Source organism: Hahella ganghwensis DSM 17046 (assembly GCF_000376785.1).
Taxonomy (GTDB): Bacteria; Pseudomonadota; Gammaproteobacteria; order Pseudomonadales; family Oleiphilaceae; genus Hahella; species Hahella ganghwensis.
Genome location: NZ_AQXX01000142.1, coordinates 148,638 through 164,574 on the forward strand (window position 1 = coordinate 148,638; position 15,937 = coordinate 164,574).

Consider the following 15,937-nt stretch of genomic DNA (forward strand, 5'->3'; position numbering starts at 1 on the left):
AACGGCTCTACTTTATCCGGTGCCATCTTTTCCGACACCTTAGGTATCATCCTGGGGATCGTACTGCTTCACAGGAATCAACCGACTGTCAGGATTCTGGGCCTGCGTCCCGATAGGTGCCGAATCAAACTGACGCTCACCAATCGGCGCAAAAAATCCTTCACCTTTTCGAATGATGCAACCGACCGGGCACACATCCAGAGACATGGCATAATCATCAATCGAGGCGTCGGTATTGGCCAGGCAGTCAGCATTAACGCCAATGCGTTTATGAATTCCCCGGCCGACATATTCGAACACATTCTTGCCGTCCACATCCCGGGAAGCTCTGATACAACGACCACAAAGAATGCAGCGATTATTGTCCAGAGCAATATCAGGATGAGACGCATCGACCGGGCGTACCGGTTGCAGATAGGGATACTTGGTCGCCTGACTGATCCCCAATCGATAGGCCATTGCCTGCAATTCGCAGCGACCGCTGGCTTCACAAATGGGGCACAAATGATTCCCCTCATGAAACAGCATTCTCACCAGGTCACGTCTGTAGTTCTTGATCTCAAGGGTCTCATTTTCAATGACAGCCCCGTTCTCCAGGGGCTGAGTACAGGCCGCCACGGTACGACCATTCTGTTTGACCGAGCACACCCGGCAACTACCCTGAGGAACCAGACCATCGGAATCGCACAGCCGGGGAACATAAATGCCCACCATATCGCAGGCATCCATGATGGACAGTCCATTTCGAACAGAGTAAACCTCTCCGTCGACCGTAAACTCGATATATTTCTGACTGATGTTCGGTGCTTCGTCTGGCATCGTTATTCTCTACCCGCTCTCTCGGCTCCTACCTGTAACTGAACCACTATCCAGGTCAACTCCACCCACTTCCCTGCGCCATTACCTCCGACTTTCTGCCAGCTTTCATGACTGGTCAGCGTTATCCGGATTGGCATAGTCAGGGTCGTAAATAAGTGACCGGCGTTTCGCGATAATGCGTGACTCATCCAGAGCCTGTTGAATGTCAAAGCCTGCCTGCAACCCATCAGACCGCTCCTTCAGCAAAGCGGCATAGACCAATGGAAAATGCTTTATGGAGGTAAGAATCGGTTTGGGTGATGTATGCCCAAGACCACAGCGGCTGGTCTCGATAATGGTTTTCCCCAGATCCTGTAGATACTGAAGATCACCGGGCTCACCCTGACCCCGGATAATTTTTTCCAACCCCTTTTTCATAAAGACATTCCCGACCCGGCAAGGTGTGCAATAACCACAGCTTTCTTCAATGAAGAAGTGCATGTAGTAGTCCACGATTTCCAGAATATTCCGGGTTTGGGTAAAGGTCATGAAGGCGCCGGCGGTAGGAAGGTCTTCGAAACATAGACGACGATCAAATTCCGTGCGGCCGATCATATCGCCACTGGCCCCCCCCACCTGAACACAGGCCGGGTCTACCGCACCAGCCAGGTCCAACAGTTCCTGAACCGTGCACCCCATGGGCAACTCGTAAATCCCGGGGCGGCGACAATCACCACTAATGCTGTGCAGCTTGGTGCCGGAACTCTCGGGTGTACCAATGGCACGGAACCAGTCGGCCCCTTTTTCAAGAATCCGCGGAATATTGCAGAACGTTTCCACATTATTCACAACCGTAGGAAATCCCAAATATCCTGATTGCACCGGAAATGGCGGGCGGTTTTTCGGTTCTCCCCGACGTCCTTCGCAGGAACTGATGAGGGAACTCTCCTCACCGCAAATATAGGCCCCGGCTCCCAGCTGAATCCGAATATCGAACTCACACTCATGCTGACCACCAACCGCTTTCCGAATTTTCCTGCCCAGCAACCCTTTTCGGCGCCGTTCAGCCAGACAATGCTCCAGATAAGGCCGAAGATATCGATACTCACCCCGCAGATAGAGAATACCGTGCCGGGCGCCCACAGCATGGGCCGCAATCGTCATGCCTTCAAACAGCAGATCCGCTTTTTCCGTCAGCAGTACCCGATCCTTGAAAGTGCCGGGCTCTCCCTCATCGGCATTGCAGATGACATATCGTTCTTCAGCCTCTGTAGACGCGGCCAAGTGCCATTTTCTACCAGTACTGAAGCCGGCACCACCCCTGCCCCTCAGACCGGAATCCAGAACCATCTGCACGACATCTTCAGGCTTATGCTGAAGCGCATTCGCCAAACCTGCTTCTTCAGAATAAGCACTTAACAAGACCTCACCGGCCAGACGAATATTGTTTTCGACAGGTGAATCAATCAGCGGGTGCTGGTTATAACCATCCCCAGGTTTGAAAGGGCTGTCTTTAGCTGAGGGTTTGAGACTTTCAAGATTACGAGTCTTCTTCAGGATACGAACAATTTTGGCAACCCCGGAGGGAGTCAGCCTGGTAACGACCATATCATTAATCAGGGCGGCGGGAGCTTGATCACACATCCCGATACAGGGGGTCAGGTGGAGGGAAAACAGACCATCCGATGTAGTTTGTCCAGTCTTGATTCCCAGTGCTTTTTCGAAGGCCTCGCGAACTCTTTCCATCCCAGCATGACGATCGATAATGTCTTCGCACAGACGGATAATAAACTGCCCCTGAGGCTCAGTGGCAAAAAAGGCATAGAAGGTCACGACACCTTCCACTTCTACTCGATAGCTGCCTGTTTCAGCGGCGACATATTCCATCGCCTCTCCATCAATGCAGCCCAGGGTGTCCTGAATCTCCCACAGAATATCCATCATCCGTCGGGCATCATTACCGAATCGGCGACAGGTTTCCTGTACCACATTTTGCTTACGACTGTTTGATTCCATGGCGATAGGTTAGTCTTATTGTCATTACTTGATCCCAGGGTTTCCTTGTACCGCCTGACAGAAACCCTCGCATTGAGTTGCATCAATCCATTTGTCGATATTTCACAATCCTATGCCGAGGGCATGGTGTGTTTCAATGAAAGCGGGTAAATATAGTTCCAGGGTCTTCCCAAGATGTCCTTTCGGAATTACCGAAACGACAACAGACCTTAAGCCGCTTAATTGAAATTGATATTACAGGAAAAACTAAAATGGCCGCAGTCAAATTTGAAGACGTTGCGAAAAGCTTCGGTGACGTCAATGTCATCAGGGATTTTTCCATCGACATTCAGGATGGCGAGTTTATTGTCCTTCTGGGCCCCTCCGGTTGCGGCAAATCCACCATTCTGAGGCTGCTGGCGGGACTGGAGGAAGTGACGGACGGTGTTATCAGTGTCGGCGATAAAGTCGTGAATGAGCTGGAACCCAAGAAACGGGATATTGCCATGGTATTCCAGTCCTATGCCCTCTACCCGCATATGACAGTGCACGACAACATCGGTTTCGGGCTAAAACTCATGGGTCATAAACCGGCGGAGATCACACAAAAAGTGCAGGAAGCCGCGATCATGCTGCAACTGGATCAGTACTTGGCACGCAAACCCAAAGAACTTTCGGGCGGCCAGCGACAACGGGTGGCCATGGGACGAGCCATGGTGCGTAATCCCGAAGTTTTTCTCTTTGACGAACCCCTGTCCAACCTGGATGCGGCCCTGCGTAGTGTGATGCGTACCCAGATCAAAGCACTGCACCGCCAATTTCGAAAAACCACGCTCTATGTCACCCACGATCAAATCGAAGCCATGACCCTGGCCGACAAAGTCATCATTTTACGGGACGGCAAGGTCGAACAGATTGGCTCTCCCAGGCATGTTTTTCTACACCCTGCCAATAAATTTGTAGCCAGCTTTATTGGCAGCCCGGCGATGAATCAGGTTCGGGCCAAACTGTCCTACCAATCCGGACAGGCTGTCATCACACTGGGAGACACAGATATCCCTCTGCCCACGTCAATCGACCTCGCCAAAAAGGAGGAAGGGGAAATTATTGTCGGCATCCGCCCCACGGATATACACGTCCACGCCACTTCAGTCACTTCCGGGGAACCATTACCTTTACCATTGCGGGTTACCGCCTGTGACTTTCTCGGCGCCAGCGTGCATATTGAAGCCGACTTTGGCGACGATCGGATGATCATCGAATCACCCGCCGAATTTGATACCTCCGAAGGAGATCAAGTGACATTCTACTTTGATTCCTCCCGACTTCACTTTTTTGACGTTGAATCAGGGAACTCCCTGCTTTCACAACAAACCTGAAGGGTCTTTTTACCCCACTATGTACCCCATTAACAGGAGTGCGTGACAGTTTGTAGCAGTGCGTTGTGACAGCTTGTCGTGGCGAAAAGTATCGTGCTAGCATCTAGCTGTTTTTTATATAAAAATGATTGATTAATTCTTTTTATTTAACCTTTTACAGACAGAGGAAGAAATCCGTTGAAAGGACTGCAATTTATCACTGTGATAGCACTCGCCACCCTGGTTTCGGCTTGCGCCACAGAAAGCCACAGAGCCGTTGAGCCACAGAAGGTTCAATCCTACCGTACCAGCTATGCAGGCGAACGTACGACACTGGTGGTGGGCAACTTCCAGAACCGCTCCAACTATATGCAGGGCCTGTTCTCTTCCAACAATGACCGCCTGGGCAATCAGGCCAAAACCATTTTAAAAACCCACTTACAACAAACCAACCGATTTAATTTGGTTGATCGTGAGAACATGCAGGAACTGGAAAGAGAAGCGAAGTTGGCAGGCGTCGAGCAAAAAATTTCCGGTGCCCGTTATGTCATTTCCGGCAGCGTGACAGAATTTGGCCGGAAAGAAGTTGGTGACCGTCAACTGTTCGGCATTCTTGGACGCGGCAAAGAGCAGGTCGCCTATGCCAAGGTCTCTCTGTCTGTGGTGGATGTCACCAACTCTCAAATCATTTACTCCACCCAGGGGGCTGGTGAATACTCACTCAGCAATCGTGAAATCGTTGGTTTTGGCGGTACTGCAGGCTACGACGCCACACTCAACGGCAAGGTTTTGAACTTCGCCATTACCGAGGTCGTCAATAATATGGTGAGCGACCTGGAGTCCGGCGCACTAAAAATCAGCGCCAACTGATTCATTCTTTTGCTATTAAGGAACCTCCGGTCAATGACTCCTGGAAACCTGAAAAGCGCCATCGTCCTGATGGCGCTTTCGCTTCTTGTCGGCTGTGCGACACAACAATCCCTGTACTATTGGGGAGAATACGAACCCCTGATTTATGACATGTATAACAATCCTGGCGAGGCTGTACCCTCAGTGCAGATTGAGAAGCTGACCCGAACCATCCAACAGGCTCAAAGTCAGGATATGCAAGTCCCTCCAGGACTGTATGCTCACTTGGGCATGATGTACGCCGAAGAAGGCAACCCCAGCCTTGCTGTCGAGGCATTCGAACTGGAAAAAAAGCTCTACCCCGAATCCACCGCCTTTATTGACGGCATGCTTGAACGAGCAGGTATGGAGGCCGCGCAATGAAAAGCCTGAGTTTTAAGTCTGCCGGCTATCTGCTTCCGGTGCTGTTTGCCTTCATGACAGGCTGTGCGATCCAGCCGTATGACTACACAGCCCTCAAGGAGGCCAAACCGCGTTCAATTCTGGTTATCCCACCGGTCAACAATACGGTCGAGGTCAACGCACCCTACACCTTCCTATCCACCATTTCGGCTCCTCTGGCGGAAAAGGGCTATTATGTTTTCCCTGTTGCGGTCATTGATCAGTTCATGAAGCAGAACGGCCTGCCAACCCCCGTGGAAATGAATCAGGTACCGCTAGAGAAGATCAGAGAGATTATCGGTCCTGACGCCGTCCTCTACGTCACCATTGAAGACTGGGGGCAACAGTATCAGGTGATTTCCTCAAGAGCGGTAGTCTCATCACGCTGGCGCCTGGTAGATGCCCGCACCGGCAACCTTCTTTGGGAAGGCAGAGCTCATGCAGAGGAGTCATCTAACGACGGCGGAGGTGATTTGGCCGTCGCACTAATCGGCGCTTTGGTGGAACAGATTGCCAGCACAGTTTCAGACAAAACACCCGGATTATCACGCAGAGCCAATTTCAACACCATAGACAATCAGCATCGCGGTTTGTTGCCAGGCCCTTACCTGAAGATCCCACCTCAGGAGTAATCCTGTCCGCACTAAAAAGAGAGGCCTTCGCCTCTCTTTTTTTATACTTCTGACAATTCATCTTGCTGTTGGCAATGCTCTGCAGACATGTAGATCACACAATCCCGACCAGAGGCTTTCGCCTGATAAAGCCCCCGATCCACCCGATCCAGAATCGTGGAGAGGGTATCCATCGGCCTGACCATCGTCACACCAAAAGAAGCTGTAACACGTCCAACACAGTCGATCGGTTCCTCACTGATCACCTGACGCAACCTCTCTCCTATTCCTTTCAGGGAGCTCTCGTCCACCCGTCGCAAAATCATCAGAAATTCTTCGCCACCCCAGCGGGAAAGGCATCCATCTTTACGAATAGCCTGATTGAAGCGTTCGGCAATTTCCTTCAACACCGCATCGCCTGCGGGATGCCCGTAGGTATCATTGATTTTTTTGAAATGATCGATATCAAACAGAACGACACCCACTCGGCAGCCCTCAATCAGCGCCTGTTGCAAATGTCTTTCGCAAGCACGTCGGTTATAGAGTCTCGTCAGTGGATCAAGATCCGCCACACTCTGCATATGCTCATGATCTGCATGCAGCCTTTCCACCTTATTCTGCAACCCCCGGTGGAAAGGAATCAGCACTAACACCACCAGAAATGCCGGCCCAAAACTGATCACCATATCCTTGCCACGGGAGCTCCAGAGTTCATCCGGGTGCCCAAAAAGGTAACCCAACACAGGCAAGGCAACGATTATCCAAGCCACAGATGCAGTCACAAATGCCTGTTTGGCAGGAAGAAATATCATGATCAAAACAATAACAACGATCAATGCAATGGAAATTGGAGGGAAAGTATCAACCAACCGCAGGCCTGGCGAACCATAAGCCCCCACCACATATATCCAGGTAGGAATAGTGAGCGCTGCAATAGAGGCACCCAAAGCGATTCGTGTAATAGACATAATCCAGCTCGGACGCAGTCGCAGTGTCAGCAACAAAACGCTGTAAACCAGAGTCATTACCGGAGGCAATGTCTGGTCGAGCAACATCGGCTCGGGCTCCAGGAGATGGATGATGGTGGCAGACCCTGAAGCAAACAACGCCAACAACAACATGGCTAGCGCGGTGTTACGAAAAAATCGCTCACCGGGATCTCGAATTGGCATCTTTATAATTGTGTTTTTTTAGTAGTAGGATTTAAGGTCGGAAAGTATAAAGTGATTGTCGGTTATTTTACAGACAAAGATGACATAAAATACGGTTTAAATTAAGCGGCCATACCAGCCTCGAAAAATCTCAGAGGCCACCCCCGACAATCGCACAATCACACAAAAACCAATCAGGAATCCGCCACTTTGTGACTGAGACTACACACCCTGTTGCGGCCAGCATGCTTGGCTTTGTACAACTGTTCGTCTGCCACCGCCAGCATCTGCTCATAATCCTCGCCTTCCAGCTCATCACAAATACCGAAACTCATAGTGACCTTCAATCCTTCAGCGATTTTATGCCAGGGATACTGAGCAATGGCTTTTCGGATTCTTTCCATCATTTCCACAGCGGCCCGAGGCGAAGTACTCGGCAAGGCCAACACCATTTCCTCACCGCCATAACGAGCAACAATATCGCTGTTGCGGATAGAAGATTGCAGAATCTCAGCGACCTGCTTCAGAACTTCATCCCCAATTCCATGGGAGAAGTTGTCATTAATCTTCTTAAAGAAATCGATATCTCCCAACACAATGCTGAATGCATGACCATAACGCATGGCATTGGCGTGCAACACTGTCACTTCTTCATTAAAAAAGCGACGATTGTACAGACCCGTCAACTCATCCCGAATACTAAGCTCTCTCAACTGATCCGCTTGCCGGGCCACCATATCACGTGACTCCTCAAGGTTTTTGTAGGCCTCAACCAGCTGAGAGTTCATGGAATTGAAGGCAGCTGCCAATACCCCAACTTCATCTTTAGATTTAATTGGCACCTGCTGCTCCAGCTCCCCGGCCCCCATTTTATTGACCGCTTTAATCAGATAATCCAGAGCACCAGACAGCTTGTGCCCTTCCCAAAAACCAAAAGGAATAATCAACAGCAAAGCGCAGAGAGTAGAGAAAAACAAGGTTTCCTGAAGAGTATGCAAATGAGCTTCATCTGTTGGCGTTAATGGCGGAACACCACTTGGCAATGCATAGGCCACAACGGAAGATTTATAGATGATGGGGTCGGCGTCATCAAACATATCAGGACTGACTTTCTGACCCGGCTGATAATCTTTCCCGCCGTGAAGCACATTTCCTTCAAGATCAAACAAAACAAACTCAAAGGTTTGTGTGTCGTGAACCCCGAAAACCTCCGGAGGAGGACCTCCATCCAGACTTCCCGGCATATTCGGAGAATAACCAGGCTGCCGCCCCGGAAACCTTTGCGGCATCATTTCCCTCTGACGCTCCATGATCTGCACATAACGCATAGCATCCTGTTCCGTCCCCCAGGAGCCATGCCTCTCAATATAGCGCCCAATTGCCTGGCTGAATCTGCCGTAATGAGCCTCTTCTGCTTTTTCAATAAACTCATGCTCGATCATGATAGGGGTCAGTATGGCAACGATCCCTGCCATCAGAACACATGCAGCCAAAAGTGCGACGATAAATTTAACTCTGATTGATTTCACGACTCACCAAAACGACGTTACTGAGTACTTATATTATATGCCTCTATGGAAATTTATCCTGCACCTTACCGAAAATACAGATTGCATAAGAAGGCTGACCACAGCTAAATTCTTTACGCCGGACAGGTATTTCCGGCCATTCATAAAGCCAAAGCAAAAGGATGTGATGCCCCATGATGCACAACAAAAATATTTTCAGCGTAATTTTTCTTCTGGCCCTGATAATCAGTGGCTGCGAGAGCCTGCCAACAGCCGACAAACCAGAGACGCAGGGAATCGATGGCATCGCCTGTGTCGGCTACATCCAACCACCACCTTCAGGAGCAATAGAAGTCATGGACCCGGCCTTGCTGCAAAAGGCGCTGGGAACAAGCGGCGAAGGTAAATTATGCGAAGGAAAAGTCTATGTCGCGACCCAACCGATGACTGTTTACCGGGTCTGGAACAGCGATAAAAGTTACACGCAAATCGGAAGCTGGTGGTCCTTTGATCATCCCAACGGCCCCAAGCCAAAATACCGGGAAGACAACGGTATCTGCCCCTCATGGAGCACACTGGACCGACTCAGTTCCTGCACTTTGAAAGTTGGCGCCAAATTTGTCGTCGGCCCGGGTCAAAGCGCGCAATGCCAGCATATGACTTATGCCAAATCCGAAGTAAACCAAGTATTTATACCGAACGATACTCGTATCGACCAAGTCTATGTGGAAAACTGCACAGAGGGCACAGTCTGGCCCTGATTTTCAGCAACCAGAAGCCCGGTCGCCCCAGCCTGTACCACGCCCCGCCTGAACCTAACATGCTGGACAAGGGTTCAGACGGGGGCTTTCATCACTTCAAGTTTCAGATCTGGCTTCAGGGCACAGATACCTCCACCTCCCGCAGCTTAAGCTTCCAGTCTTCCATTGGCGTTCCTTGCAGATTCAACCGACTGGCCATGTAATACAGTCGCTTGGTAGCTTCCCCGTTAGGCGCTGCAGTGAAACGCTGCTTCAGCCAATAAGGCGGTATTGACTGGGAAAACATACTCACCTTGAGCCTGAGGTTTTCCCTGTCAGTTCCTTTCGGCAACATAACCTTGTACACCAGCGTGTCACTTCCCGGAAAATCCGGACCCTGATCCATATAATCCGGGTCATCCCCGACACCATGAGGATCTGTCGCCGCCATAAACTGTTCCATCACCTGACCTTCCGGCCTGAAGAAGGAAGAAACCCGCCAGCCTTTCGGCAACAACCGGTTATCCTTGGGACTGTTCACCCGATGAACAAAGCTGGTTGTAAACTCATTATTCGCATTCCGGTTAAGCTCTTCGTATATCTGCACCTGATTCTGACCGGTAATTATTTGATAATGAGGCTGATAAGTTTCCGCATTCGGCAGAAATTCGGTTTTCAATGGCTCGCCTTTTTCATCCACGATAACCCCCACCGAGTTCGTTCTTCCGGAGCCCCAGATAACTTTGTCGCCTTCAAGCACCAGGAATTCCAGAAACGCCCGGCGAAACGCCACACCACTCGGTAACCGGTGCCCTGTTTTGTTGGTCACAGTGACTTTCGCAGTCAATTGCCCATCGGTGATACCTTCCATTTTGACCCGAAGATCAATAGTGTCCTCCTGTGCCTGGCGGATCATATTTTCGATTGCCAGATCCACGCCGTTATCGGCAGAGGTCATGTAGTCCGTTTTGGAAACCCCCAGAATTTCCGGAAACTGATCAAACATCTCCAACAGAAACACATTCAATCCCACATGTTCATGGCGTTTATAATCGTCTCTCAGGGGAATCGTAATATCCGACAGAGGCAGCGTTTCTTCCGCCGCAGGATAATTCGAATCCTGAATCGCAGCGATCTGGGTGACCAGTTGATCAATGTCGATACTGCCGTCCAGAGACTTAAATCCAGAAGGCATATGACAATCCTGGCAACTGGCAAACTCGGAACCCGGTGCGCCTTCACCCTGGGCAAAGGTGCTGTTTTGCCATTCCAGGAAAGTCGCCTGCTCGATGGAATGAGAATAATCAGCAAACGCCGGATTGGTTTCAGCACTGTCAAGCACCGGATAAGGATGATCCTTTTTCCCGATATTCGGCAGGTTGATGGTATGACAGGTGCCACACATCTGAGAGTCTTTGATAAATTCGTTGAATACCGGTTTGGCTCCCAGAACATGCTCCATCGGCAATTCTGATACGTCGTCGTAAGGCCCAAAATATTCATTATCCGGACCACGAACAAACCGGCCGGTAGAATTATGGAACAATCCATACGCCAGTTCTTTAGGCGTGGCAGAAGTCAGCCATCCCGGCTCACTGGGATTCCACTGTTTGACGTCCTCTTCCGAGGGGTTGTCAATATGGTGACACACAGCGCAGCTAATGCCTTCGCGCCCCAATTCACCATACTTATGGTAAGCATAATCCGGTGGTATCGGATCTTGTGACGAAAGCCTCTCCGTCAGATAGAAATACTCCACCTTGAAGTCTGGATTCAGCGAAGAATCTGTTGCCGCATCAATTTCCAACTGGCGCTGCCCCATCGCACCATGACAACTGAGACAGGTATTCCTTACCGCCGACTGAGTATCTGCCACCGAGGCATGCAGAGGAGTCGGTTGCTCCGCACCATCCCGCTCAATATATTTCATTTCACTTTCCAGCTGGGCATGAAATATGGGGTCTCTCCCGGCCAGCCCCATCGGCGACCAACGCCATTCACCATACTCGGAGACGTTAAAACCCTCTCCGTATTTAGGGCCGGTCTGCAGGAACATGGTCACGCCATAGGGCAATCCGCCCAAGCCACCATGACACCCCAAACAGTTACTGGACGTAATAAACGCCTCTGCCCCATTGGGCCCAGGTACAACATGGTCAGACCACTGGGAAGGGAAAGCCCTGGCTTTGTTGTTGACCGTCCGGGCGAGTTCCGGAAATTGCTTCAGAAATTTGACGCTGGGGTGCGCTAACGCCTCGTTCTTCATAGGCTTGGCGGCTTTCTCTGCCGCCCCCATGTGATGATCAAGAAAGAACTGGTATCCAGACTCACTCTCTGCCGACCAGGGGCGTTGTAGCTCAGGGATATCAAACAGCGTCTGCGCATAAGTATCGTCTTTTAATAAAGACAAGGGATAGTCTTTGATGTGATTCGCATTGCGCCAGGAGTTGTCCACAAAAAATCTGAGCGGGTAGTCACCTGGATAATAACCTTCAATGTTCTGAAGAGTGCTGAAGGTCAGTTCGTTCTCCGCTGAACCGTGGCACCTGAGGCAGGGCGCACCAAAGCTTGAATACAAGGCATGGGAATAATTATCCAGCTGCCGCTCGACTGCGGCTTCAATACTTTCCCCTTCCTTGGCGGCCCCTGGCCCACCCCAGAACCAGCCATCAGCCGAACCGGCACTATCTTTCACCATCACCGTCCAATCCGTCACCAACTGCCCTAACAGCGCTTCATAAGCGGCCGGATCATCCTGATATTTGGGATCATTCTCGAGCTCCTGATACAAAACAGCAGGAGGGGGGTACATCTCCTTGATGATCATTGCTCCGTCGGGAATGTCGCCTTCACGGCCATTCTCCAGCCAGGTAATCACTTCAGGCGAGTAAAAAATTCGCACGGCAGGATGCGTACCAAAATACTCATTTCGAACGTAGGGACCAGTATCGCGAACACTCTTGTCCCGCTTCCAGCCAAGCGCTTTATACTGCTGCTCCAGCAGCCAGGTATAAAGCACAGATTCATAATCCCTGAGAGGCATGGTACTGGGTAAAGGCAATCCGGCAGAAGGCGGAGAAGAAGCGGAGTCGTGACCGGAGCCACCGGAAGCTGCCGTTTGATCACTGGTGCGACACCCGGTCAAAAACACCGTAATAATGAGAGAGAGACTGAATAAAACAGATGTCGGTGAACAACAGAGATTCACATTTTCCTTGCGCATAGCATCCTCCTCGCTATGGGAGTGCCACCTGCGATCAAGGCGACGCCTCCTGCCGCTTATGGAACTTATTATCAGCCCGTGATCCCCTGTTCCTCCTGATCATATCCAACGCTTCCTGAGGACACCTTGAGATAAGATGAACAGCCGGGCCTATATGAAAACGTAGACGATGTTTGTCATTACGCAACAAAGTATTGTCTGATTAGGGCCTGTTCAGCCGAGAATTTTTCGAAAAGGAAAAACGCTCTCTTTCCGATTAAACAGACCGCCTTAACAAACGGGGCCAATAGTCAAACTTGACCAGGTGTCATTATCATACCGATGTGAGGAATACCGTCTTCGTCATAGGGCTCAGACACCGCATGGAAACCAAATCCAGAGTAAAATTTTTCCAGGTAGAGCTGGGCAGAAATTTTAACCGGCAGCCCTGGGTATAACGCCGCCAGGATCTCCAAGGTTTTTGCAATCAATGTTTTGCCTAGGCCATTCCCTCTCGACTCTGCCGATGTCAGCACCCGACCGAACGACACCTGATCATATGAGAATCCGGGAGAAAGAATGCGCAGATAGGCATGAATCCGATGCTCATTCTGAGCATCGCAACGGGTCGCGAAAAGATGGCCGGAGACCTTATCCAGATCATCAATATCGGGGTAAACACAATTTTGCTCCACGATAAAAACTTCCTGCCGGACTTTCAGAATCTCAAACAACTCTTCGGCCGATAATTCTTTATAGGATTTATACTTCCACTCATACATACCAGTGACTCCAGAAAGATTTTCATCAGGATAATCGCAGCTGACAGAACCAACCACCTCCGATCCATCCATTTGTCATACCGCCTCAGTTATCCCATCAGCACGATTTATCCAAACAATTCAATCTAACAAAGCTGACGATCCAAGTGTTTTCTCATAACGACTTCGGTTCCATCGGTCACCAGCCGCACCAAATGTGACAACCGTTCTTTTTAGATGAGTGTTGATCAGTTTTTTCTACTAAAAACTTTCCAAAACATTACCATTTTGTGAACTAACCTTAATTTTGCTGGAAGTCCGACAGGAGAATCCGGACTTCGTCAGGAGTAGTAAACATACGCTTAGAAGGAATTAGATATGGATTCAGTACGAGCATCAACAGGAGTACCCCATAAAAGGAAGTTTTTCACCGGAGCGCTTTTAATTGCCAGCTCCACACTTTTCACCCACCCCACTCTGGCCCAGGACCAAGTAGACGCCAACTGCATGGAGGAAACCACAGGTTTCAGCGTCCAGTGTTCCGCTAATGATATCCAGATAGCGGGAGTCGCCACCAATCCCGACGGCACTTACCAATTGGAAATCCTTGATGACGGTTGCGCCTATCAAGGCGACACAGTGGAATTCACCGCAACATTTGACTTGGTCACCACAGCAAAAGAACGTCATGACATCGGCATCTACTTTGTCACTGACGGCGACCCTCAGCAGGATGGCGCTATCAGTGGCGCATGCAACATCTCCACTTTACCCTACCAGCCGGATCCTCCCTGGCTTGATCTGGATGGTACCAACGACCCGTTTCCTGGAACCTCTGGCCCTTCTGGCGTACAGGACACCTGCGGGGACATTGACAAACCCGACCACAACCCATTACACCCAACGATCACATTAACGGCTGTATGTACAGACCCAGATGAAGACGGCAAGCTGAACCTTCCCTACTGCACAAGCTGGCGTCAGTCTGGGGCCAACGAGCTTTGCCTGACCCCTACCGATGCCTTCCCAGGATCGCCATCCAAGTGTAAGTGCGATGACGGCTTCAATGTGCCAATTGATGTTCCGCCGGCTGAGCTATTGGTATCCAAAACCGCCAACCCAACTCAACTGACAGAACCCGGCGGCAACGTCACCTTCTCTGTATCTGTCACCAATGTTGGTATTGATCCCAGCAACTCTGTCTACCTCAACACATTGACTGACGATATTTACGGCGACATCACTCTCGCCGGTCACGACGGTATTGTGAGCACCACTTGTGCGGTACCACAGACCATTCCGGCAGATGATCGCAACCCAGGCGGCATAGACACCTATTCCTGCCAGTTCACAGTTGCGTTAAGCGGCAACGCCAATGACGTTGAAACAGATACAGTAACTGCAACAGGGACTGACACTAACGGTTACAACCTGTCCGGTAGCGACACTGCCACGGTGACCATCCTGGACTCCCTGCCGAACCTGGAGCTCATCAAAACAGCAACGCCAACCCAGGTGCCTGAACCAGGTGGCCAAGTCACTTTCTCGGTCACAATCAACAACACCAGTGCCGCCAGCAGCGACCCCATCACCATCAACTCGCTGATAGATAACATCCATGGCGACCTTAATGGTCAGGGAACCTGCATGTCTGGCGCCACTATCGCTCCCGGACAAAGCTACTCCTGTGAATTCACAGCCAATGTATCTGGGAATTCCGGTGATTCGGAAACTGATACCGTCACCGCCTCCGGCACCGATGATGAAGGAAATCCTGTCAGCGCCAGCGATTCAGCCACTGTGATTGTGCTGAATGTCCCGTCTGATATCAACATGACCAAAACTGCTCTGCCTGTTCAGGTCTACGAGCCAGGTGGGAATGTCACCTATACCTATACCATCACCAACACCTCAGTGGTTGATACAGTGACCATCAATGTATTAACGGATGACAAGCTGGGTGATCTTAATGGTCAGGGTGACTGCTCTGTTCCGCAAGAGATTGTGCCAGGGGGAACCTATACCTGTTCAGTCACCACGATAGTCAGTGGTAACGCCAACACGTCAATCACCAACGTGGTCACTGCCACCGGTGTGGATGATGATAATGATCCTGTGTCTGCCATGAGCGATGCCACGGTCAATATCGAGAACACCCCGCCAGCGGCCAGTATCACCAAATCTGCCATCATGGCATTGGTAACTTATGAAGTAACAGTCACCAATGACTCGGATGCGGAATCTCTGACGGTTTCCAGCTTGATGGACGACATGTTCGGCGACATTACCATGATTCAGGGCGATGTTTACTCCACCACCTGCTCGGTACCACAGGTACTACAACCGGCGACGCAGGCAGGCGACAGTTATACCTGCACCTTCGACGCACTGGTTGACACTGCGACACACACCAATACGGTGACTGCAACCGTGGAAGATGATGATGGCTCAGCACCCGTCACACCACAGGCCAGCGCTACGGTAACGCTACAGTAGAGCCGGCTTCACCTTAAAAACAAACAG

General features: G+C 50.5%; 12 protein-coding genes. 6 read left to right on the forward strand and 6 right to left on the reverse strand.

Going from position 1 to position 15,937, the window contains the following annotated elements:
• Positions 1-39: 39 nt before the first annotated feature.
• Positions 40-819, reverse strand: a complete 780-nt coding sequence (locus tag F566_RS0128810; protein WP_020410525.1) for a 2Fe-2S iron-sulfur cluster-binding protein — start codon at positions 817-819, stop codon at positions 40-42.
• Between the two features lie 105 nt (positions 820-924).
• On the reverse strand, positions 925-2,814 hold the full coding sequence (locus F566_RS0128815; RefSeq protein WP_020410526.1) for an NAD(P)H-dependent oxidoreductase subunit E: 1,890 nt from the start codon (positions 2,812-2,814) through the stop codon (positions 925-927).
• Positions 2,815-3,065: 251 nt separating this feature from the next.
• Between F566_RS0128815 and F566_RS0128820 the strand changes: the two genes are divergently transcribed.
• The 4 genes from F566_RS0128820 (at position 3,066) to F566_RS0128835 (ending at position 6,073) form a co-directional block, all read left to right on the forward strand.
• Positions 3,066-4,172 (forward strand): ABC transporter ATP-binding protein, encoded by a 1,107-nt coding sequence (locus tag F566_RS0128820; RefSeq protein WP_020410527.1) that lies wholly within the window; start codon positions 3,066-3,068, stop codon positions 4,170-4,172.
• 177 nt (positions 4,173-4,349) lie between these two features.
• Entirely contained in the window at positions 4,350-5,021 is a 672-nt protein-coding gene (locus F566_RS0128825; RefSeq protein WP_020410528.1) for a CsgG/HfaB family protein, read from the forward strand.
• A 33-nt stretch (positions 5,022-5,054) separates the two neighbouring features.
• On the forward strand, positions 5,055-5,423 hold the full coding sequence (locus F566_RS0128830) for a DUF4810 domain-containing protein (RefSeq protein ID WP_020410529.1): 369 nt from the start codon (positions 5,055-5,057) through the stop codon (positions 5,421-5,423).
• Positions 5,420-6,073 (forward strand): DUF799 domain-containing protein, encoded by a 654-nt coding sequence (locus F566_RS0128835; protein ID WP_020410530.1) that lies wholly within the window; start codon positions 5,420-5,422, stop codon positions 6,071-6,073. The genes F566_RS0128830 and F566_RS0128835 overlap by 4 nt, the downstream gene beginning before the upstream one ends.
• Before the next feature lie 41 nt (positions 6,074-6,114).
• On the opposite strand, the gene F566_RS35905 is transcribed toward F566_RS0128835, so the two are convergent.
• Together F566_RS35905 and F566_RS0128845 are read right to left on the reverse strand one after the other, a co-directional pair.
• The gene (locus F566_RS35905; RefSeq protein WP_083921201.1) at positions 6,115-7,224 is read right to left on the reverse strand and encodes a GGDEF domain-containing protein; all 1,110 of its coding nucleotides are present in this window, start codon (positions 7,222-7,224) and stop codon (positions 6,115-6,117) included.
• Positions 7,225-7,397: 173 nt separating this feature from the next.
• The gene (locus F566_RS0128845; RefSeq protein ID WP_020410532.1) at positions 7,398-8,732 is read right to left on the reverse strand and encodes a diguanylate cyclase; all 1,335 of its coding nucleotides are present in this window, start codon (positions 8,730-8,732) and stop codon (positions 7,398-7,400) included.
• A 173-nt stretch (positions 8,733-8,905) separates the two neighbouring features.
• On the opposite strand from F566_RS0128845, the gene F566_RS0128855 reads away from it, so the two are divergent.
• Positions 8,906-9,472, forward strand: coding sequence for a hypothetical protein (locus F566_RS0128855; protein WP_020410534.1), 567 nt, complete (start codon positions 8,906-8,908; stop codon positions 9,470-9,472).
• 115 nt (positions 9,473-9,587) lie between these two features.
• On the opposite strand, the gene F566_RS0128860 is transcribed toward F566_RS0128855, so the two are convergent.
• Positions 9,588-12,674: a hypothetical protein gene (locus F566_RS0128860; RefSeq protein WP_020410535.1), complete on the reverse strand. Its 3,087-nt coding sequence runs from the start codon at positions 12,672-12,674 to the stop codon at positions 9,588-9,590.
• Positions 12,675-12,964: 290 nt separating this feature from the next.
• Entirely contained in the window at positions 12,965-13,507 is a 543-nt protein-coding gene (locus tag F566_RS0128865) for a GNAT family N-acetyltransferase (protein WP_020410536.1), read from the reverse strand.
• A 285-nt stretch (positions 13,508-13,792) separates the two neighbouring features.
• Between F566_RS0128865 and F566_RS0128870 the strand changes: the two genes are divergently transcribed.
• Entirely contained in the window at positions 13,793-15,910 is a 2,118-nt protein-coding gene (locus F566_RS0128870; RefSeq protein ID WP_020410537.1) for a DUF7507 domain-containing protein, read from the forward strand.
• Positions 15,911-15,937: the final 27 nt, after the last annotated feature.